Origin of the sequence: Neorhizobium populisoli (assembly GCF_019430945.1) — a bacterium.
Classification (GTDB): Bacteria; Pseudomonadota; Alphaproteobacteria; order Rhizobiales; family Rhizobiaceae; genus Neorhizobium; species Neorhizobium populisoli.
Window position 1 is genome coordinate 363,986 of record NZ_JAHYCB010000001.1, and the last position, 20,330, is coordinate 384,315.

Here is a 20,330-nt window from a genome sequence, read left to right on the forward strand (position 1 = left end):
AGGCGCCGAAGAAAAGATCCTCGCCAAACTTAGGTAACTGTCCCGTCCCAAACATCGCGGTATCGCGAACGATCAAAGGACCGCTTACCTCAGTATAACCGTGTTCCATCGTGTGCATGTCGATCATGAACTGGCCGAGCGCGCGTTCGAGACGGGCTAGCTGGCTGGTCAGGACCGTGAAACGCGAACCGGAAAGCTTGGCGGCACGATCGAAATCCATGTAGCCGAGCGCTTCACCGATTTCGAAATGTTCTTTTGCGGCATGGTTCCAGCGCGGCTTTTCGCCGACGACGTGCTTGACGACGTTGTCATGTTCGTCCTTGCCGACCGGCACGTCGTCGAACGGAATGTTCGGAATACGCGACAGTGCATCCTCGAGCGCGGCGATTGCCTTGCGCTCTTCCTGCTCGGCGGCCGGCATCGTCTCCTTGATCGTGGCGACCTCGGCCTTCAGCTTTTCGGCAAGCTCGGAATTCTTCTGGGCCATGGCCGCGCCGATCTCCTTGGAGGCGGCATTGCGGCGGGACTGCATGTCCTGGAGTGTCTGGATGACGGAGCGGCGCTCGTCGTCCAGCGCCAGAAGAGTTGCCGCCATGGGCGCGGCGCCACGCTTTGCGAGTGCGGCGTCGAGAGCCCCTTCGTTTTCACGGATCCACTTGATATCGAGCATCGGTCCTCAGCCTTGAAAAGCAAAATACCGCATGCCCGAAATGAGACTGGAGGCTTCAGACCTTTTCGGGGCTTTCGGCCTTTTCCGTCTCCGCGACGTCCGACGCTGCCTGCTCTGTCTGAGCATCTTCAGCACGTTTGCGCTCGACGAGTCGTGCGGCGTAGATGGAAATCTCGTAGAGAAGGATGGTCGGTATAGCAAGACCGATCTGGGACATCGGATCCGGCGGCGTCAGAACCGCAGCGACCACGAAAGCCAGAACGATGGCGTATTTGCGCTTCTGCTTCAGCCAGTCGCTGGACAGAATGCCGACGCGGGCAAGCAGCGTGGTGATAACCGGCAGCTGAAAGACCAGTCCGAAGGACAGGACCAGCGTCATGATCAGGCTGAGATATTCCGAAACGCGCGGCAGAAGCGAAATGCCGACTTCGCCTTCGGTCGGCGCCTGCTGCATGGCCAGGAAGAACCACATGACCATCGGCGTGAAGAAGAAATAGACCAGCGCGCCGCCCATGAGGAACAGGATCGGCGAAGCGATCAGGAACGGCAGGAACGCCGAACGCTCGTTCTTGTAGAGGCCTGGGGCGACGAACTTGTAGATCTGCGTCGCGATCACCGGAAAGGCGACGACCAGCGCGCCGAACATCGCCACCTTCACCTGCGTGAAGAAGAACTCCTGCGGTGCGGTGTAGATCAGCTCGGATTTTGCCAGATCGAGATGCGCCCAGATGACGGCCCATTTGTAGGGGACGACCAACAGGTTGAAGAGCTGCTTGGCAAAAAAGAAGCAGACTACGAAGGCCACGAAAAACGCGCCGATCGACCACATCAACCGGGTGCGCAGCTCCATGAGGTGCTCGATGAGCGGCTGCGGCTTGTCTTCGATGTCACCGCTCATGCGTCACCCTTGGGCGTATCTGTCTTTTTGGTAGCGCGCTTGCGGGCGAGCGACTTTTTGGCAGCCTCCAGAACCTCGTCAGAGGTAACTGTGGGCTTGGCAACTCGTGTGCGCTTCGGCTTTTCGGTTACAACCACGGGCTCGGCAACAGTTTCTGCTACGGGCTTTACCTTGGCGGTCGTCTTGCGGACGGCCTTCGGCTTCGCTGCCGGTTCGGCAGTTACTGCCGCAGCAGGTGCTGCCGGGGCGGATTGAGCGGGCGCAGCGGCTACTGGTGCGGCTGCCGTGTTCACAGCCGCCGGGGATGGGAAGTTTGCCGGGATTTCCGGCGCAGGATTGACGGTTTCGGTGCCCTCAACCGCCTGCTGCGCTTCGATATCGGTCGGGCTCAATTCCGGCGTGGCAGCCGGCGTCGGCATCTGCGTCGCCTTCTGCAGATCGGCACGGATGTCCTGACCCATCTGGCGAAGCGGATTGATCGCATCGCGTAGCGCATTGGTGGGGTTCAGGCTTTGGGCATCGGAAATCGTCTTGCGGACGTCATCCAACTCCGATTCGCGTAATGCCTCATCGAATTGCGTGCGGAATTCGCCGGCCATCTTGCGCAGATTGGCCGTCATTTTGCCGAACGCCCTGAGCATGGGCGGAAGGTCCTTCGGTCCAACGACCACGATCAGGACGATGGCAATGACCAGCAGTTCGGTCCAGCCGATATCAAACATGCAATGAAGCTCCTGAAACCCTGAGGCCGGTCAATTACGACCGGCTGGTTTCCTTGACCTCATCAGCCTTGTGATCGACGGTCTTTGCGGTCGTCGTCGCGCCGCTCGCCGGGGCGTTGGCCTCGGTTGCGTCGTCGTCGCTCATGCCCTTCTTGAAGCTCTTGATGCCCTTGGCGAAATCGCCCATCAGCTCCGGAATCTTGCCACGTCCGAAGAGAACGAGCACGATGACCAGAACGATCAGCCAATGCCACACACTAAAAGAACCCATATTCCAACTCCATTAGAACCCGTCTATCGATGTAAGCTGTTTATGATGCTTTTTCAAACACCAAAATATCCTCAGCACTTACCCGCATGAAGACGTCGTTAATCCCGGCCGGGAGGCTGCCGGCAGGAATTCTCGCCCGGACCGTTTCATGATGACCGGGCACTTCGAGCAGAAGCAGATCGGCCGCTCCGAGAAAACGTCGGGAAACGACTCGTGCCGCCACCCTGCCCTCATGCACATCCACGCCTAGATCCGTCAGTCTGACAGCAATCGAAACGTCCTGGCCTTCCGCAATGCCGCTTGCGGGCACGTTGCCGATCGGCGTCTGCACTTTGCCATTTGCTACTGCACCGCAAAACTGGTTGATTTCCGAGAAAAACCCCGCGGCGAAAAGGGTTTTCGGCTTGCGGTAGAGCTCTTCCGGCGTGCCGATCTGCACCAGCCTACCGTCCTGCAGCAAAGCGATCCGATCGGCCATGCGCATAGCTTCCTCGGCATCATGGGTCACGACGATCGCCGTTGCGCGGCTGTCTTTCAGGATGTCGAGCGTATCGGCCCGCACCTTGTCTTTTAATCTTGAATCGAGGCCGGAAAAGGGCTCGTCCATCAGAAGCACGCCGGGACGCGGCGCCAGCGCACGGGCCAGTGCGACACGCTGCTGCTCGCCACCGGAAAGCGCATGCGGGTATTTTTCCGCATGGTGCGACAAGCCGACGCGGGCAAGCGCCTCAGAGGCTTCCGCCTGTGCTGCCCTGGCGGAAAGGCCGGTCAGCCCGAAGCGGACATTGTCCAGCACGGTCATATGCGGGAAGAGCGCAAAATCCTGGAACATAAGCCCGACGCCACGCTTTTCGGGCGGCAGGAAAATGTCGGAACCGGAGACCTCCCGGCCGTCAATGACGATGCGGCCGTGGCTCTGGGCTTCGAGCCCAGCAGCAATCCGCAAGAGTGTCGTCTTGCCGGAGCCGGAAGGGCCGAGCAGGCAAAGCACTTCGCCGGGTTCCGCGGTCAGGTAAACGTCATGCAGGGTCTGCTTGCCGTGATAGGCATGGCGGATGCCTTCGAATGCCAGACGGGATGCGGGGACAGGCGTCGCCCTGCCGTCTTCAAGTTCCGCCGATCGGAGCGCCTGCGCCATTCACCACCCGGTTCCGTTCCATCTGTGATGGAAGCTTCAGGAAAGATGAAGCTATTCGTCAGCTTCACCGCCGGGTGTCAAGAGACCGAGTTCTTCGAGATCGAGCTGGGTGATCGGGTCTTCGTCCTCGGCAAGGTCGTCGGCGCTATGCGGCGCGGGGATTGCAAAGCCAGGCGGAATGCGGCCGGAGAGAAGTCCGGCTCCCTTCAATTCTTCGAGACCAGGCAGATCGCGGAGCTCTTCGAGGCCGAAATGGTCGAGGAAATCCACCGTCGTGCCCAAGGTAACCGGCCGGCCGGGCGTGCGGCGGCGACCGCGAAAACGTACCCAGCCTGCCTCCATCAGCACATCGAGCGTGCCTCTGGATGTCGTCACGCCGCGGATCTCCTCGATCTCGGCACGCGTCACCGGCTGGTGGTAGGCGATGATGGCCAGAACCTCGAGCGCGGCACGCGACAGCTTCTTCGCCTCGTTGTCGTCCTTGCGGATAACGAAGGAAAGATCGGCGGCGGTACGGAAGGCCCAGCGGTCGGCGGTGCGGATCAGGTTGACGCCGCGCGGCGCATAGGCTTCTGCGAGGCGCTGCATGATCGCCGCGACATCCGTGCCGCGTGGCAGCCGATCGGCGAGAAAGGCTTCGGAAACCGGTTCTGCGGAGGCAAAGACAAGGGCTTCGGCGATGCGTTCCGCTTCGCCGGCGCTGAACTGCGGCTCCTCACCCCCCTCTTCCACTGCATCGTCAACGACAGCGGACGGCAGCAGGTCATCGTTTTCGCCAAGCGTCATTCGGCGCCTCCAGTCCCGGTTTGTGGCGCGGTCAGCGGGCGCCCCGGCCCCTTACGCAGGAAGATCGGCTGGAAGGCGCCGTCCTGGCGGATTTCGAGCTTGCCTTCCCGCACCAGTTCCAGCGAGGCGGCGAAGGCGCTTGCGGTTGCCGTTATCCGGTCTTCCGGCGGCAGATAAGGCAGGAGGTAGGTCTGCAGGGCCGTCCAGTCGGCGATTTCGCCCAGCATGCGGGTCAGGAGCTCGCGGGCGTCGACCAGCGACCAGACCTTGCGCCGCTCGATCGTCACCTGGGTGATGGCACTGCGCTGGCGCAGGTTGGCATAAGCCGACAGGAGATCGTAAAGCGACGCGTCGTAAGCCGACTGGACGCGCTGAGGGATATGTTCCGGCGCACCACGGGCGAAGATATCGCGGCCGAGCCGATTGCGGTTGACGAGACGGCTTGCGGCATCGCGCATGGCTTCGAGACGCTTGAGGCGGAAGGCAAGCGTTGCCGCCAGTTCCTCGCCGCTCGGGCCGTCTTCACCCTTTATCTGCTGCGGGATGAGCAGCTTGGATTTGAGATAAGCAAGCCAGGCCGCCATGACCAGATAATCGGCAGCAAGCTCGATGCGCACCCGGCGGGCGCTGTCCACGAATTGCAGATATTGCTCGGCGAGCGCCAGAACCGAAATGCGGGCGAGGTCGACCTTCTGATTGCGGGCGAGATGCAGGAGAAGGTCGAGCGGTCCTTCGAACCCGCCGACATCGATGACCAGGGCCGGCTCGTCGGTCGCCCGCTCGGGCGTTACGTCCTGCCACAACTTTTCCAAAGGGATAGGCTTGTCACCTGGAATGGCATTCGGCGGTGTCGTATTGGCCATTCCAGTCCCCGTCTGCCCACGCGCCACTAGGAGGTGGCGAGCAGGCCGTGAAATTCATTTCGGATCGCTGCCTCGTCGGCGCCGTCTCCGGGTCCGAAGGCTGCTTCCACCGCCCGTGTGCGTCTCAGCGCATCGCCGGCAAGCGGGATTGCTTCCTTCACCACTGCCTTCATTTCGTCCATCAGGCCATTGCAATGCAAGACGATATCGCAACCGCCCCCAACAATCCGCGCCGCGCGCTCGCCGATCGTGCCTTTCAGCGCGTTCATCGAGGTATCATCGGAGACCAGAAGGCCGTCGAAACCGATATGGCCGCGGATGATCTCGTCGATCACCTTGCTCGAAATGGTCGCGGGATCGTTTTTGTCGATTGCGGTGAAGACGATATGCGCACTCATCGCCATCAACTCGTCGTTCATCGCCACGAAGGGCACGAAGTCATGCGCTTCGAGTTCGGCGCGCGAGGCAGTGACGACCGGCAGCTCGTGATGGCTGTCGGCCATGCCGCGGCCGTGGCCCGGCATATGCTTCATGATCGGCAGCATGCCGCCGGCTTTCAAGCCTTCTGCCGCGGCCTTACCCATTTCGGAAACCGCTTTCGGATCGAACCCATAGGCGCGATCGCCGATAACGTTGCTGGCGCCTTCAATGGGCACGTCGAGCACTGGCAGGCAATCGACATTGATACCGAATTTCATAAGGTCGAAAGCATGCAGCCGTGACATCAACCAGGCGGCGCGCAGGCCCTTCTCGCGATCCTGCCGGTAAAGCTCGCCGAGCACCGCGGCCGAAGGATATTTCTCCAGCATCGGCGGGCGGATACGTTGCACCCTGCCACCTTCCTGGTCGATCAGAACCGGTGCATCCGGCCGCCCGATGCTGTCGCGCATGGCCGCGACGAGATCGGTGATCTGCTGTGGCTCGACGCAGTTGCGGGCGAACAGGATGAAGCCCCAGGGGCGCTCGTCCCGGTAAAGCGCGATTTCGTCGGCGGTGAGGGTCGGGCCGCTGGAGCCCAGGATCATGGCTTTTGATTCGGTCATGGAACGATCTTATCCGATGCTATCGGCAACCAAAAATGGGAGCTGAACGAAAAACGGGGCGCCCAGCGCCCCGTTGATCTGAAAACGTGAAGCCTTATTTCGCGACAAGGCAGCTGCCACCGGCCGAGCGATATTTCTCGCAGAGCGCAACGGCATTGTCCTTGCTGCCAGCCGGGATGCGGACGCGGTAGAACGTGCCCTTACCGGCGACTTCGGCAGCCTTGATATCGACGCCACGGCCACCAATGACAGTGCCGAACTTCGACGACAGGCTCTGGTACGACTTCTGCGCTTCGGCCTGCGAGGGCAGCGACGCGATCTGGATCACATAACCACCATCGGCGCCGAGCGAAGCGACCTGTGTCGGAGCGGCGGCCGTCGGGGCACGTACGGCGCCCTGATCGGTCACGGCAGCGACCACGTTGACCGGCTGTTCGGCCGGACGGCTGGCCGGAACCGGAGCCCTGGCGGACGCTGCTGCCGGAGCGGCAGGCTGCGAAGCCGGCATCACGGCGGCCGTCGGAGCGGCAACCGGTGCAGGAGCAGCAGCCACCGGAGCCGGAGCGACCGGCTTTGCGGCGACAGGCTGGGCCGGAATGGCGGCGGGTGTTATGGGTGCCGAGACCGGAACGATGCCTGCAGCGCCATTGGCTGGAGCAGACTGGCTGCGTGCCGGAACCGCGGCCACTTCGACCGGCTTGGCGCCGGCAGCCGGAACCTTTGCAGTCTCGGGAGCGGCAAGAGCCGGTGCAGGCATTTCCTGCTCGACCAACTTGCCATCTGCACGCACGATCATCGTCTTGACCTTGCGCGGCATGACCGCGACCGGCTGCTGATCGCCCGTATTGGCGGCGACAGAGTGGCCCTGGTTCGGCAACAGGCGCGGATCCTGCGTCTGGCCTACATCCGTCGGATCAATATCGTTTTCGCCTTCCAGCGGCAGCGTATCCGGCATCAGCGTCTTCTGGACGACATCGACCGGCTGCTCGTTGGTGGAGATCAACTGACGCTGCTTCGGATCCGGCGAAGAGACGCCGGCGACACGGTCGTAGACCGCCTTGTCCTGGTTCGGCACGGTCTTGCCGCCCGGATTTTCCGGTGCAACCTTGATCGGGTCAGTATCGGCGACGATGATGACCGGTTCGCCGCTCGAAACGCCGGGGACGCCCTTGCCCAGAAGCGCATAGGCACCCGCGCCACCGAAGATCACCACGCCTGCGATGACCAGCGGCGCGACCCAGCTGCGAACCGAGCGGCGGGCACTTTCCACCGTCGCGACATAGTCGGAGTCCGAATATTGCAGCTCTTCGTGTTCGACGGGTGCAAGCGGAGCAGAGAGGCTGCGGCGGAAGTCTTCTTCCAGCGCACGCTCGAAGGCATCCAGCTCGGCATAGTTCGCCTGCGGAGCGGCGGCATAGGGATTGCGGTCGCTGCCTGGACGATGAGAGGTGGCTGCGATATCGAAATCCGGCTTGCGGGCAGCAGGTGCCGCGGGCTCCTGCTTGTTGGCGGAAGCCAGAAGCGTCGCCAGTTCCGCATCGATGTCGAGATCGTAGTCGGGACGATAGGCGACCGGCTCATCCGGCTCTTCGACCGGCAGTTCCGGAACGTCGAGTTCGGCGATCGCCTCGACCTGATCCTCGGATTCGGAGATCTGGGCCGGATCGAACGGGAGTTCGGAAGCAGACGCCTCTTCCTCCACTTCCGGCTCGAATACGGGAGCGACAACCGGTGCGGCAGCGGCAGCCACGACCGGAGCGACAAAGGCCTCGATCTTCGGCGCTGCAGCCTGAACAGGAGCTGCGACGGCAACCAGGGCGGCAGCCCTGACGGGTTCCCTCACAGTCTCTTCGATGACGATATCGGCCAGATCGAGCTCGAGATCATCGAGCGCCAATTCGAATTCGTCATCCGCGAACGGATCTTTTTCTTCCGCAACGGCCGGCGCCTCAACAGACGGAGCGGCAACAGGCGTCTTGGCAAGTACCGGCTCGACCGGTGCTTCAACAACCAGATCGGCTTCGACAGCGGGCGCGACCTTGACTAGGACGGGGGCCGCGACCGAGGCCGGTTCCACTTCGGCAGCCTTGGTTTCCGACTTCGCAACAGAAGCCGGCAGCGAATAACGCTGCACGTCGTGGATCAGCTCATCAAGCGCCGACAATTGCTCTCTGACGCCGGCGGCGACAGGAACAGGCTTTGCAGGAACAACCGGCGCCGAGGCGGACTCGACCGGTGCCTCGGACCTGGCGACTTCCACCGAGGGGAACAGCGCAGGAGCAGCCGGCTTGGTGAACGTCCAAGCTTCATCAACCGACTGAGCCGGCTTTTCGGTCGGCATGTCCGCGAGCACGGGCAGATCGAACTTCGGCTCGGGCACAGCCGTTGCCGGAACCGCGGTCTGCGGGGCCGAATCGGCAGTTTCGCGGGCGATATTAAAATTGGCGAGCGGCATGCGGAAGCCGGGCACGTAACCCTTGGCCTTCGCGTCCTGCTTCACATCGGGCTCTGCAACAGGAAAGAACGCCGGCGCGAGATTCACCTCCGGCTCCGGAGCGGCAAAAATCACCGATTCTGCCGGAGACGGCTCTTCGGCACCGAACGAATTTTCGAGTTCAGCGGCGAGATCGAATTCTTCTGCAGCCGGCTGCGGATGTGCAGTAGCGGCTGGAATGACGGAAACCGGGCCTGCGACGGGCACATCTGGCAGATCGAAGACCGGCTCGAAACGAACAGTTTCTTCAGGCTGCCAGGCGGCTGGCGCGGCTTCAACGACGTCCTGCGCGTTATCGACAGAGAAGGCGCTATCGGCTTCTTCATAGGCCGGAGCGTCGAAACGAGCATCGTACGCCGCCTGCTCGAAAGCCGGAGCAATCTCTTCTTGCGCGTCGAAACGATTTTCGTCGGGAGCGAAACGCGGCTCCGGCTGTTCGAAAGATGGCTCGAACAGTGCCGGCGGCTCAAGCGCACGGCGCGGAGCTTCGTCCAAAGCAATATCGTTGGCCGGATCGAGACGCGGCGCATCATATTGCTCGAACTCGCGAAGCAACTCGTCTTCCAGATTGAACGCAGGTTCGCGCCGCGGCAGCGGCGCTGCAGCGGGTCTGGCAACCGGTCGGTCTTCGTAACCTACGATTCGGGCCAGTTCTGCCAGCGGGTCATCGTCTGCAAAGAAATCCGGCAAATCATTCCGGCTACGCGCAAGGTTGTTATCGGCCATTACCTCGTCCACTCACCTACACTACAACGCATATGCCAGTGCAATGTGGGGAAATGAGGGCGATACTTACCGCATTTCTTCCGGTGCAGCAGTGCCTGTGATCGTCAGTCCGGACTTCAAAACAGAGGCAACAGCACGCACCAGCCCAAGCCTGGCGATGGTCAATTCTCGGTCGTTATCCTTAACAAACCGTAATTCGGGAGTTTTTCTGCCCTTATCGTAATGAGCGTGGAAAAATCTTGCCAGATCGTAGAGGTAAAAAGCAAGCCGGTGGGGCTCCTGCGCCTGGGCGGCAGCCTCAATAATCCGGGGATATTCGGCCAATTTAGCGACAAGCTGCATTTCGTTCGGGTCGCTGATCCGCGCAATGCCTGCTGTGAGGTCGAGCGAATCAGTGTCCAGATCCGGGAACGCCTCCTTCGCCTGACGGTAGATTGAGGCGCAACGTGCATGTGCATACTGCACGTAGAAGACCGGATTGTCACTCGACTGTTCCGTCACCTTGGCGAAGTCGAAGTCGAGCGGTTCGGAGTTCTTCCGGTACAGCATCATGAAGCGCACCGCATCGCGGCCGACTTCATCGACCACTTCACGCAGCGTGACGAAATTGCCGGAACGCTTCGACATCTTCACCGGCTCGCCGTTGCGGAAAAGCTTGACGAGCTGGCACAGCAGGACGGTGAGCTTGGCCTTGCCACCGGAAACGGCGCGCGCGACGGCTTCCAGTCGCTTCACGTAACCGCCATGGTCGGCGCCGAGCACGTAGATCATCTCGTCGTAACCGCGATCATACTTGTCCTTGAAGTAAGCAACGTCGGCGGCGAAATAGGTATAACTGCCGTCGGACTTGATCAGCGGGCGATCCATGTCGTCCCCCACTTCCGTCGAGCGGAACAGCGTCTGCTCACGGTCTTCCCAGTCTTCCGGCAACTGGCCCTTCGGCGGCGGCAGCGTGCCCTTGTAGACATGGCCCTTGAAGGTCAGGTCGTTGATCGCCTGACGGATGCTCTGGGCGCCATTGGCGTGCAGGGTCCGCTCCGAATAGAAGACATCGTGATGGACATTCAACGCATCCAGGTCTTCACGGATCATGCCCATCATCATCTCGATGGACTTGTCCTTGACGATCGGCATCCACTCGTCTTCCGGCATGTTGTGCAGCCGTGAGCCATATTCGGCGGCCAGCGCCTCGCCGACCGGCACGAGATAATCACCCGGGTAAAGACCTTCCGGAATCTGACCAATCGTCTCGCCGAGCGCTTCGCGGTAGCGCAAGAAGGCGGAACGGGCGAGCACCTCAATCTGGCTGCCGGCGTCGTTGATGTAATATTCCTTGGTGACGTCGTAGCCGGCGAAATCCATCAGGTTCGCCAGCGCGTCGCCCACAACGGCACCGCGGCAATGGCCGACATGCATCGGGCCGGTCGGGTTGGCCGAGACGTATTCGACATTGGCCTTCTTGCCCTCACCCATGGTCGATCGACCGTAGCTGAGGCCGGCCTTGATCATCGAGGACAGGACGTTCTGCCAATAGCCGGTCGAAAGGCGGATGTTGATGAAACCGGGACCGGCAACGGAAACTTCGCTGACATCGGGATCATTGCGAAGGGCCGCGGCGATCACGTCGGCAAGCGCCCGCGGATTGGTTCCGAGCGGCTTTGCCAAAACCATGGCGGCGTTGGTGGCAACATCACCGTGACTCTGGTCGCGCGGCGGCTCCACCGTAACGCGGCCAAAATCGACTTCGCTTCGCTTTTCCTTCACGATATCAATCGTTTCCAGAGCGTTCTTGATTCTTATTTCGAAGTCGGCAAACAGGTTCATGTCACTCTTCCGGGCAGGCCGGTCCGTTTGGGTCTTAAAAGCCGTTGGCATTCTAATGTTACAGCGTTCTTTGCGCGCCAAAACATGGCACGCAACGCTGTAATTCGGGGGTGCCTAGCGCAAATCTGGAGTCTGGTCAAACAGCTCGCCATGCGCCTTGATGGCAAAGGTATCGGTCATGCCGGCAAGATAATCGCCCACATGGCGCGCACGGGCCGCCTCGCCAAGGCCGGGAATCTGGTTGACCCAATAGTGGCTGCGCATCAGCGACGGATCGGCCATGTAGGCGCGGAACAGGTCCTGGACGATCTGGGTGGCGCCGGCGCGAATGCGCATGATCTCCGGATGGCGATAGATGCGGGCGAAGAGCAGTTTCTTGATCTGCTTGTCCGTTTCGGCCATCTCCGGCGAGAAGGTCGCGATGACATGGCCGGCCGCGCGGATATCCTCGGCGCTTTGCGGCTTCAGTGCCTTGAGGTTGGTCTGCGCCACACCGATCACGTCCTCGACCATATGGGTGATCTGCCGGCGGGTGATCTCGTAGGCGAAGCGGGTCGGATCGAGCAGGTGAGGATATTTCGTCCGCACCTCCGCCATCAAGCCCGAGAGGAAGGGAACATCCTCCAGCATGTCGAAGGTCAGCAGGCCCGAACGCAGGCCGTCGTCTATGTCATGGGTGTTGTAGGCGATATCGTCGGCGATCGCCGCCACCTGCGCTTCCAGGCTGGCGAAGCTCGCGAGCTCCAGATCGTGCAGCTGGCAATAGTCACGGATCGGCTGCGGCACCGGTCCCTTGATGCCCTCGCCTGCCGCCGTCATCAGCGGACCGTTATGTTTGACCAGCCCTTCGAGGCTTTCCCAGGTGAGGTTGATGCCGTCGAATTCGGCGTAACGACGCTCGAGCTTGGTGACTATGCGCAGCGACTGGGCATTGTGGTCGAAACCGCCATAGGGTTTCAGCATCTCATCCAGCGCGTCTTCGCCGGTATGGCCGAAGGGCGTATGGCCGAAATCGTGGACGAGCGCCACGCCTTCCGCCAGATCCTCGTCCACCTTCAGGGCGCGGGCCAGCGCACGGGCGATCTGCGCCACCTCGATCGTGTGGGTCAGACGGGTGCGATAATGGTCGCCGTCGGGGCTGATGAAGACCTGCGTCTTGTGCTTCAGGCGGCGGAAAGCGGTGGTGTGGACGATGCGGTCGCGGTCGCGCTGGAATTCCGAGCGCGTCAGACTGGTGCTTTCGGGAAACATGCGGCCGCGCGAAGCCCAGGGATTGGCGGAATAGACCGCCCGTTCACCGCTGCCGAACCCGAGTGCCCCGCTATCGATGCTCATGCCTTCACCCACTCTTGGACCTTCACCCGTTCGTGTCGCGCGCCAACCCATTGACGCGCCCTTCACCTCTTCATACCTATAGTAAAACCGTGCGCAACGCCGGTGACAGGTATTCGAGCTTATTCCCCCGGGCCTTGACCCCGGCAGGAGATGAAAATGAACGCAAATGTAACCCTCTCCGATGCCGCCGCAAAGCGCATCTCGGAAATCGTCGGCGCCGAAGCCGGCAAGCAGGCCCTTCGTGTCTCCGTCGAGGGCGGCGGCTGTTCCGGCTTTTCCTACAAGTTCGATCTTGCCGATTCTGCGGCCGACGACGACGTCGTTGTGGCCAACGGCAATGCCAAGGTGCTGATCGACAGCCTTTCGCTGGTCTATATGGAAGGCTCCGAGATCGACTTCGTCGACAACCTGCTCGGCCAGTCCTTCCAGATCAAGAACCCGAATGCGGTCGCCAGCTGCGGCTGCGGCACTAGCTTCTCGATCTAGAGAAATCTTCGCCCTTCCCAACGCTTCCTCTTTCGCTAAAAGAGGAAGCGGAAAGACGGAAGGACGAGCCCCATGAAGATCGCCACCTGGAACATCAACGGCGTCAAGGCGCGCATCGACAGCCTGCGCCAGTGGCTTACCGATTCCCAGCCGGACATCGTCTGCCTGCAGGAAATCAAATCCGTCGATGAAGGTTTTCCGCGGCTGGAGATCGAGGCACTCGGATATCATGTGGAAACCCACGGCCAGAAGGGCTTCAATGGCGTCGCCCTCCTCTCGAAGATCAAGCCCGACGAAGTGCTGCGCGGGCTTCCCGGTGACGACAGCGATGAGCAGTCGCGCTATATCGAGGGTGTGTTTTCCGTTCCGGGCGGCGCAATCCGCGTTGCATCCATCTACCTGCCGAACGGCAATCCTTCCGACGATCCCGTCAAATATCCCTACAAGCTCGCCTGGATGGAACGGCTGCGCCGTCATGCATTGAACTGCCTGGCGCTCGAAGAGCCGCTGATTCTCGCCGGCGACTACAATGTCATCCCCGAACCGCATGATTGCTTCGATCCAGCAGCCTGGGCAACCGATGCGCTGTTCCTGCCGCAGACCCGCGCCGCTTTTCGCCGCCTTGAAAATCTCGGTCTAACGGATGCAGTGCGCGCCACGACGGATGCCACCAAGCTCTATTCCTTCTGGGATTATCAGGCCGGTGCCTGGCAGAAGAACAACGGCATCCGCATCGACCACCTGATGCTGTCGGCAGAAGCGGCCGACAAGCTGAAATCGACGGCGATCGAAAAGCATGTCCGCGCCTGGGAAAAGCCATCGGACCACGTGCCGGTCGTCGGAATATTCGATTTCGGCTGATCAGCCGTGCGAGAGGATATTGACCAGCCGGCCGAAGGGATCGCGCAGAAAAAAGCGTTTTACGCCCCAGGGCTCATCTGCCGGGCCGTATTCGATCGCGAGGCGGCGTTCGGTTACCCTCGCGAGAACATTATCGTAATTATCGACTTCAATTGAGAGGTCCGGCACGGGCGTGCCTGAACCACCTTCGGAAGCGATGCTGATTTGCGGTGCCATTGAAGTGTCGGCAGCGAATGTCACGATCCAGCCGTGATCCATCACTACCGCCATGTCGAGAATGTCGCCGTAAAAGGCCCGCGCCATGTCGAGCCTGTCAGATTCGATATTGGTAACGATCCGCCGAACAGCCATGTCACCCGACTTTCGAGGCGATTAGTCGCCGCCCTTCGCGAAGGCCTGTGAAAGCGCCACTGCGCCGCGGCGGTCCTCTTCGCCAGACACCGAGAAAGCCTCTTCCTGAAGCTGCTGCATCCAGCCGCATTCCTTGGAGGAACACTTGTCGAGCGCCGCGGTCATGAATGCCAGCCCGCGTACCGTCTGGCCTTCCTGGAAAAGGATATTGCCGAAGATCGACATGGCGCCGGCATGGCCGCTGCGGCGGGCCTGGTTGAGCCACTTCTTGGCCTGCTGAATGTTAGCGCCGCCGCCCTCGCCCGTCAGCATCATCTTGGCAAGCTGGAATTGAGCTTCCGCGACGCCGAAGGTCGAGGCGACCTGGAAATACAGCTGGCGCGCCTGGGACAGATCCGGCTTGACCGGGCTGCCCGGAATGCCGCGACGGTAATAATTGGCGAGCGAAAGCAGCGCGTTGATGAAGAAGCCGGTATCTTCCGAACCGGGCTCGATGCCCTGCGCCGCAATCTCGTTATAGATCTTGAAGGCTTCGAAATCGTCCTTGGCGACGCCGTCGCCGAAGGCATACATATTGGCCAGCGCCCAGCGCGAGCCCGTATGGCCCTTTTCGGCGGCATAGCGATAGGCTTCGACCGCGTCTTCCTTCTGGCCGTTCTTATAGGCCTTGAAGCCGAACTTGAAGAGGTCGAACGGACCGGACTCCTTCGTCACGCCGGACTTGATGTCGAATGCGAAAGCGGATCCCGCGAGCGCCGAGACAAACGAGGCTCCAAGAAGCAATACTCTCATGGATGCGATAGACTTCGGCATGATTCAGTTTCTTTCACTCCGCGCGCAGCTGCCGTATGCAGCCCGAGCTTCGCTCGCTGCCGGAAAAAGGTTCGGCCGGGATTGTCCGGTGCCTTCTCCTCCCGAGAGACGAATGAAACTGTACTTGCCGTTTTCGGCAAGAAAAGGACCCTTCGTCGCGGCCCCGACCGCGTCAGGGACTTTTGCCGAAATCCGCTCGCCGGAAGCTAAAAAGCCCAGCTTTTCAAAAAGAAACCCGCCCATGGTACTCCGAAATACGCGCTCCGCCCCCGCGGTCCGCGTCTGTTGCCGTCCTATCGCTGCGCCCCGTTTGTGGCGGGAAGTGGACAGAAACGCCTCTCTCAAGGCGCCTGACAATAGTCTCCAAAATGTGTTGCCAAATCGTCACAGCGTTGCAGCGAAATCGCACTTGAAAACCTGGACCGCGCACAAAAAAGCCCGGACGAAGCCGGGCTTTTTCTCATCATGGTTAAAAGATCAGAACTTGACCTTGAGCGACGTGTTGAGCGCCGTGACGATGTCGTTGCCGAATTTGTAGGTGGCTTCGTCGCCGGCAGCGACGCCATCGATCGTGACCGCACCGGATTCGCCGCTCGTCAGGATGCCGATAACGCCTGCGAGACGAATTTCGACATTCTTGTTCGGGCTGTAGGAAACGCCGGCACCGAAGGTCCAGGTGTCGGTCAAAGTGCCGAAGCCCTGCGAGGTGCCACGATCCCAGGTGACGCTTGCGGCACCGCTCCACTCTTCATTGAACTTGTGCCCGATACCGCCGCTGACGGTCCAGCCGTCGCGATAACCGAGGTCAAGCGCCGTGACTTCCGCGCCGCCGGCCGAGAAGAACGGAATACGCTGCAGCTGGCTCCAGTCGGTCCACTTGACCGAACCGAACGCCAGCCAGTCCGGAGCGATACCCGACTGAACCTTGAGTTCGATTGCGTCCGGCATGGCGGTGGAACCGCTGACCGGGATGACGGTGCCTGCACCTGGAACCGGCAGGAAGCCCGGAACCTGTGTCAGATCGACAGTGCCGGTGACGTCCTTCAGCTTGACTTCGCTGTAATACATCAAGCTCGCACGGAAGGCATATTCCGGAATTTCGTAGGCAACGCCTGCGCGCCAACCCCAGCCATCGCCTTCCAGGTCAAGCCGGCCGATGCCGCTGGCCGGGAACGGTGCGAAGAGTTGCGGAGCTACAACGAGGCGCTCCTTGAAACCGTCCATGCTCAGGTAGTTGCCACCACCGATCAGGCGCAGCTGGCCCGGACCCGCATCGAACTTGTAAGAGCAGGTCAGCGCATAGTTGTCGCTGTTGATCTTGGTCTCGACGTTCTGGTTGGCGCCCGCCCAGTTCGCACCCGGCTTCGAATGAGCACCGTAAGGCTGCGAATAGTCGAACATGCAGTCGAAGCCGTTATAACCGGCCTTGGCGCCGATACGAGGCGACCAGTAGTTTTCCGAATCGTTTGCCGAATCGGAATAACCCAGCAGATTCAGCGGACCATCACCGGCAAACGTGTCCTGCACATTCTTCAGCTTGCGCTGCGGCATGACGAAGGTCGCCGTGGATTCGATTGCGAACTGCGAGGGATCGAAGAGAAGGTCGACGTTATAGCCGCCCCGTTCGATGCCGCCTGCGAATGCCGGCGCCTGAGCGGCACCGAATGCGGCAAGAGCAATAAGCCCCGTAGAAATATGTCTTCTTACCATAATTGCTCCCACTCCCTGGTAAGTGATGGGAATCACTGTAGATGCTTCGTCCCCAATGACAACTTTCGGCTGTCCGCATGGGTGCAGCGCAAAGCCCCTTTGAGTTACGTAAGGGAGCCAGGAACATGGCCTCATCACGCGATTCGCGGATGAAATTACCAATTCTTGGACCACAGCACTGTTACAATTAGAATTTTATGGTTTCAAATATGCAAGTTGTGTCAATGCGGCAACATTGCGGCTTTCTGCGTGTGAGCAGATGCACAATTGTGGATCATTGCAGGCTGTATTCTGCATAAAAAAGATGCCGCGCCCTTTCAGGCGCGGCATTTCCGATTTCAAGACCCGGGTGAGAATCAGCCAGCTTCGCTGATTCTCAGCAGCGCGGTCTTCAGGTTCGCCATCTGGACTTCCAGTTCGGCAAAACGCTCGCGCTCTGCGGCGACCACTTCCGGATCGGCATTGGCGACGAACTTCTCGTTCGAAAGCTTCTTGCCGATGCGATCCATCTCGCTTTCCGTCTTGCCGACCGTCTTTTCGATCCGCGCCTTCTCGGCGGAAAGATCGATCAGCTTTCCGAGCGGCAGGCAGGCGGTCGCCTCGCCGACGACGATCTGGGCTGCACCCTTCGGCGCCACGTCTGCCAGGTCGATGCTCTCGGCGCGTGCGAGGCGACGGATCGCGGCATCATGGCGCTTCAGGCGAGCCTGGGTGACGTCATTGGCACCGACGACGATCAGCGGTGCGGTGGCCGACGGCGGCACGTTCATTTCCGCACGCGCCGAACGCGAGCCGGAAACGAGATCGATCAGCCAGTTGATTTCTTCGGCAGCCGACGGATCGGTAAATGCCGGCGCTGGCCAGTCGGCATGGCAGAGCAGGCTGTCGCGCGTTTCGGTATGGGCCCAGAGCTCTTCCGTCATGAACGGCATGAACGGATGCAGGAGCTTGTAGGCCTCTTCCAGAATGTAGGCGGCGCAAGCCTGTGCCTCTGCCTTGGCAGCCTCATCCTCACTCATGAAGATCGGCTTCAGGAGTTCCAGATACCAGTCGCAGACCTGGTTCCAGACGAAACGGTAAAGCGAGCCGGCCGCTTCGTTGAAACGCTGCGTCTCGATCGCGTCGGTGACGTCGCGGATCGTCGTGGCCAGTTCCGTCAGGATCCAGCGGTTGACGGTGAGCTTCGTCGCCTCCGGCGAGAAGTTCGGGTCGCGCTTCACACCGTTCATTTCGGCAAAGCGCGTGGCGTTCCACAGCTTGGTGCCGAAGTTGCGATAGCCGGCGATACGGGCCGGATCGAGCTTCACGTCACGACCCTGGGCTGCCATGATCGCCAGCGTGAACCGCAGAGCGTCGGCGCCGTATTCGTCGATCAGTTCCAGCGGATCGATGACGTTGCCCTTGGACTTCGACATCTTGTTGCCGTGCTTGTCGCGAACGAGGGCATGGATGTAGATCGTGTGGAACGGCTCGACGCCGTTACCCTCTTCATCCTTCATGAAATGCAGACCCATCTGCATCATGCGGACAACCCAGAACGGGATGATGTCGAAGCCGGTGACAAGCACGCTGGTCGGGTAATAACGATCCAGTTCAGGCGTCTTGTCCGGCCAGCCGAGCGTCGAGAAGGGCCAAAGCGCCGACGAGAACCATGTGTCGAGAACGTCTTCATCGCGGGTGACGATGTCGCCCGGCAGGAAGTTTTCGAGCTTTTCCTGAACCCAGGCCTTCCACGGGCCTTCATGCGCCAGGTAATGCTGGATGGCGGCTTCGAGCGCTTCCTCTTCGCTCTTCTCGACGAAGCACTGGCCGTCCGGACCGTACCAGGCCGGAATCTGGTGACCCCACCAGAGCTGACGCGAAATGCACCAGGGCTCGATGTTTTCAAGCCAGTTGAAATAGGTCTTTTCCCAGTTCTTCGGGACGAAGTTGGTGCGTCCCTCGCGAACGGAATCCAGCGCCGGACCGGCGAGCGTCTTGTTGTCGACGAACCACTGGTCGGTCAGCATCGGCTCGATGACGACGCCGGAGCGGTCGCCGAACGGCTGCATGATCTTCTTGTTCTCGACATAGGGAATGTCGTTGCCTTCAGCATCCTTGATGGTGACGGCAAGACCTTCGGCATTGATCGCCTCGATGATCTTCTTGCGGGCTTCGAACCGGTCGAGACCACGATAATCATCCGGAACGAGATTGATTTCATCGACATCGGATTCGCTCGGCAGTTCGCCGGTCTTTGCAAGTTCCAGCGCCCGTATGGCGTAGACGGCATAGGGCTCGCCGTCGTCGCGCATCGAGGCCTTGGTGTCCATCAGGCGATAAAGCGGAATGTCGTTGCGCTTGGCGACCTGATAGTCGTTGAAATCATGCGCGCCGGTGATCTTGACCGCGCCTGAGCCGAAATCCTTTTCCGGATATTCGTCGGTGATGATCGGGATCAGGCGGCGATGTTCCTTCGGGCCGACCGGGATTTCGCAGAGCTTGCCGACGATCGGCGCATAACGCTCATCGGTCGGATGAACGGCAACCGCGCCATCGCCCAGCATCGTTTCCGGACGGGTCGTGGCGATCGAAATGTAGTTGCGCTCTTCCGAGAGGACGATGTTACCGTCCGCATCCTTCTCGACATAGGTATAGGTCTCGCCGCCGGCCAGCGGGTATTTGAAATGCCACATATGGCCGTCGACTTCCTTGGACTCGACTTCCATATCCGAGATTGCGGTTTCGAACTTCGGGTCCCAGTTGACCAGCCGCTTGCCGCGGTAGATCAGGCCCTCTTTATAAAGCGTGACGAAGACTTCGAGGACGGCCTTGGAAAGCCCCTCGTCCATGGTGAAGCGTTCGCGCGACCAGTCGCAGGAGGCGCCGAGGCGCTTCAGCTGGTTGAAGATCAGGCCGCCCGATTCTTCCTTCCATTCCCAGACCTTGTCGACGAAAGCCTCGCGGCCCATCGCACGGCGGCCCGGAAGCTGGCGCTCCGCCAACTGGCGCTCGACGACCATCTGCGTCGCGATACCCGCATGGTCCATGCCCGGCTGCCACAGCACGTCCTTGCCGCGCATACGCTCGAAGCGGATCATGATGTCCTGCAGCGTGTTGTTCAGCGCATGACCCATGTGCAGAGAACCGGTGACGTTCGGCGGCGGGATGACGATCGTGAATGGTTCGGCACCCGGCTTGGCGTTGGCGCCGGCGCGGAAGGCGTCCGCCTCTTCCCAGGCCTGGGCGATCTTCGGTTCGACGGCAGCGGAATCGTAGGTCTTTTCGAGCATTTCCTGACCCGTTTTTGTTCTTGGAGAGGTATGGGGTGTAAATAGGATGGGCTGTTCCAAGTCAATA

At 60.7% G+C, this 20,330-nt stretch carries 17 protein-coding genes and 1 pseudogene; 2 read left to right on the forward strand and 16 right to left on the reverse strand.

Features of this window, described 5'->3' with window-relative positions:
* Window positions 1–10: 10 nt before the first annotated feature.
* The 11 genes and pseudogenes from KX729_RS34360 to KX729_RS01820 all read right to left on the reverse strand — a co-directional run.
* Window positions 11–670: pseudogene (locus tag KX729_RS34360) on the reverse strand (serine--tRNA ligase); the annotation flags it as partial.
* A 55-nt stretch (window positions 671–725) separates the two neighbouring features.
* Window positions 726–1,568 (reverse strand): twin-arginine translocase subunit TatC, encoded by an 843-nt coding sequence (tatC, locus tag KX729_RS01775; RefSeq protein ID WP_219740719.1) that lies wholly within the window; start codon window positions 1,566–1,568, stop codon window positions 726–728.
* The gene (tatB, locus tag KX729_RS01780) at window positions 1,565–2,290 is read right to left on the reverse strand and encodes a Sec-independent protein translocase protein TatB (RefSeq protein WP_219740720.1); all 726 of its coding nucleotides are present in this window, start codon (window positions 2,288–2,290) and stop codon (window positions 1,565–1,567) included. Before tatB ends, tatC begins: the two co-directional genes overlap by 4 nt.
* 34 nt (window positions 2,291–2,324) lie before the next feature.
* Window positions 2,325–2,561 carry a twin-arginine translocase TatA/TatE family subunit gene (locus KX729_RS01785; protein ID WP_219740721.1) on the reverse strand — a complete coding sequence of 79 codons (237 nt, stop codon included), beginning with the start codon at window positions 2,559–2,561 and terminating at the stop codon, window positions 2,325–2,327.
* A 40-nt stretch (window positions 2,562–2,601) separates the two neighbouring features.
* The gene (locus KX729_RS01790) at window positions 2,602–3,699 is read right to left on the reverse strand and encodes an ABC transporter ATP-binding protein (RefSeq protein ID WP_219740722.1); all 1,098 of its coding nucleotides are present in this window, start codon (window positions 3,697–3,699) and stop codon (window positions 2,602–2,604) included.
* 51 nt (window positions 3,700–3,750) lie between these two features.
* On the reverse strand, window positions 3,751–4,485 hold the full coding sequence (gene scpB, locus KX729_RS01795; protein ID WP_219740723.1) for an SMC-Scp complex subunit ScpB: 735 nt from the start codon (window positions 4,483–4,485) through the stop codon (window positions 3,751–3,753).
* The gene (locus tag KX729_RS01800; protein WP_219740724.1) at window positions 4,482–5,348 is read right to left on the reverse strand and encodes a segregation and condensation protein A; all 867 of its coding nucleotides are present in this window, start codon (window positions 5,346–5,348) and stop codon (window positions 4,482–4,484) included. Before KX729_RS01800 ends, scpB begins: the two co-directional genes overlap by 4 nt.
* A gap of 26 nt (window positions 5,349–5,374) precedes the next feature.
* Entirely contained in the window at window positions 5,375–6,391 is a 1,017-nt protein-coding gene (nagZ, locus tag KX729_RS01805; RefSeq protein WP_219740725.1) for a beta-N-acetylhexosaminidase, read from the reverse strand.
* A 94-nt stretch (window positions 6,392–6,485) separates the two neighbouring features.
* Window positions 6,486–9,611 carry an SPOR domain-containing protein gene (locus KX729_RS01810; protein ID WP_219740726.1) on the reverse strand — a complete coding sequence of 1,042 codons (3,126 nt, stop codon included), beginning with the start codon at window positions 9,609–9,611 and terminating at the stop codon, window positions 6,486–6,488.
* A gap of 66 nt (window positions 9,612–9,677) precedes the next feature.
* Window positions 9,678–11,435 carry an arginine--tRNA ligase gene (argS, locus tag KX729_RS01815; RefSeq protein ID WP_219740727.1) on the reverse strand — a complete coding sequence of 586 codons (1,758 nt, stop codon included), beginning with the start codon at window positions 11,433–11,435 and terminating at the stop codon, window positions 9,678–9,680.
* Between the two features lie 114 nt (window positions 11,436–11,549).
* Window positions 11,550–12,770: a deoxyguanosinetriphosphate triphosphohydrolase gene (locus KX729_RS01820; protein WP_219740728.1), complete on the reverse strand. Its 1,221-nt coding sequence runs from the start codon at window positions 12,768–12,770 to the stop codon at window positions 11,550–11,552.
* A gap of 156 nt (window positions 12,771–12,926) precedes the next feature.
* Between KX729_RS01820 and erpA the strand changes: the two genes are divergently transcribed.
* Window positions 12,927–13,256 (forward strand): iron-sulfur cluster insertion protein ErpA, encoded by a 330-nt coding sequence (gene erpA / locus KX729_RS01825; RefSeq protein WP_219740729.1) that lies wholly within the window; start codon window positions 12,927–12,929, stop codon window positions 13,254–13,256.
* A 72-nt stretch (window positions 13,257–13,328) separates the two neighbouring features.
* Window positions 13,329–14,117 (forward strand): exodeoxyribonuclease III, encoded by a 789-nt coding sequence (gene xth, locus KX729_RS01830; RefSeq protein WP_219740730.1) that lies wholly within the window; start codon window positions 13,329–13,331, stop codon window positions 14,115–14,117.
* Here the strand turns inward: xth and KX729_RS01835 are convergent, their stop codons facing one another.
* From KX729_RS01835 to KX729_RS01855, 5 genes are all read right to left on the reverse strand, one after another.
* The gene (locus KX729_RS01835; RefSeq protein WP_219740731.1) at window positions 14,118–14,468 is read right to left on the reverse strand and encodes a VOC family protein; all 351 of its coding nucleotides are present in this window, start codon (window positions 14,466–14,468) and stop codon (window positions 14,118–14,120) included.
* Between the two features lie 21 nt (window positions 14,469–14,489).
* Window positions 14,490–15,260 (reverse strand): exopolysaccharide production regulator ExoR, encoded by a 771-nt coding sequence (exoR, locus tag KX729_RS01840; RefSeq protein ID WP_246617381.1) that lies wholly within the window; start codon window positions 15,258–15,260, stop codon window positions 14,490–14,492.
* A gap of 24 nt (window positions 15,261–15,284) precedes the next feature.
* The gene (locus KX729_RS01845) at window positions 15,285–15,524 is read right to left on the reverse strand and encodes a hypothetical protein (RefSeq protein WP_219740733.1); all 240 of its coding nucleotides are present in this window, start codon (window positions 15,522–15,524) and stop codon (window positions 15,285–15,287) included.
* A gap of 234 nt (window positions 15,525–15,758) precedes the next feature.
* Window positions 15,759–16,991, reverse strand: coding sequence for an OmpP1/FadL family transporter (locus KX729_RS01850; protein ID WP_219740734.1), 1,233 nt, complete (start codon window positions 16,989–16,991; stop codon window positions 15,759–15,761).
* A 356-nt stretch (window positions 16,992–17,347) separates the two neighbouring features.
* Complete coding sequence (locus KX729_RS01855; protein ID WP_219740735.1) at window positions 17,348–20,263, reverse strand: valine--tRNA ligase; 2,916 nt, start codon at window positions 20,261–20,263, stop codon at window positions 17,348–17,350.
* Between the last annotated feature and the right edge of the window lie 67 nt (window positions 20,264–20,330).

Bases quoted from the DNA above. Each gene is read 5' to 3' on its own strand.
- tatC (WP_219740719.1), bottom strand. From the start codon at position 1,568: ATGAGCGGTGACATCGAAGACAAGCCGCAGCCGCTCATCGAGCACCTC.
- tatB (WP_219740720.1), bottom strand. From the start codon at position 2,290: ATGTTTGATATCGGCTGGACCGAACTGCTGGTCATTGCCATCGTCCTG.
- KX729_RS01785 (WP_219740721.1), bottom strand. From the start codon at position 2,561: ATGGGTTCTTTTAGTGTGTGGCATTGGCTGATCGTTCTGGTCATCGTG.
- KX729_RS01790 (WP_219740722.1), bottom strand. From the start codon at position 3,699: ATGGCGCAGGCGCTCCGATCGGCGGAACTTGAAGACGGCAGGGCGACG.
- scpB (WP_219740723.1), bottom strand. From the start codon at position 4,485: ATGACGCTTGGCGAAAACGATGACCTGCTGCCGTCCGCTGTCGTTGAC.
- KX729_RS01800 (WP_219740724.1), bottom strand. From the start codon at position 5,348: ATGGCCAATACGACACCGCCGAATGCCATTCCAGGTGACAAGCCTATC.
- nagZ (WP_219740725.1), bottom strand. From the start codon at position 6,391: ATGACCGAATCAAAAGCCATGATCCTGGGCTCCAGCGGCCCGACCCTC.
- KX729_RS01810 (WP_219740726.1), bottom strand. From the start codon at position 9,611: ATGGCCGATAACAACCTTGCGCGTAGCCGGAATGATTTGCCGGATTTC.
- argS (WP_219740727.1), bottom strand. From the start codon at position 11,435: ATGAACCTGTTTGCCGACTTCGAAATAAGAATCAAGAACGCTCTGGAA.
- KX729_RS01820 (WP_219740728.1), bottom strand. From the start codon at position 12,770: ATGAGCATCGATAGCGGGGCACTCGGGTTCGGCAGCGGTGAACGGGCG.
- erpA (WP_219740729.1), top strand. From the start codon at position 12,927: ATGAACGCAAATGTAACCCTCTCCGATGCCGCCGCAAAGCGCATCTCG.
- xth (WP_219740730.1), top strand. From the start codon at position 13,329: ATGAAGATCGCCACCTGGAACATCAACGGCGTCAAGGCGCGCATCGAC.
- KX729_RS01835 (WP_219740731.1), bottom strand. From the start codon at position 14,468: ATGGCTGTTCGGCGGATCGTTACCAATATCGAATCTGACAGGCTCGAC.
- exoR (WP_246617381.1), bottom strand. From the start codon at position 15,260: ATGAGAGTATTGCTTCTTGGAGCCTCGTTTGTCTCGGCGCTCGCGGGA.
- KX729_RS01845 (WP_219740733.1), bottom strand. From the start codon at position 15,524: ATGGGCGGGTTTCTTTTTGAAAAGCTGGGCTTTTTAGCTTCCGGCGAG.
- KX729_RS01850 (WP_219740734.1), bottom strand. From the start codon at position 16,991: ATGGTAAGAAGACATATTTCTACGGGGCTTATTGCTCTTGCCGCATTC.
- KX729_RS01855 (WP_219740735.1), bottom strand. From the start codon at position 20,263: ATGCTCGAAAAGACCTACGATTCCGCTGCCGTCGAACCGAAGATCGCC.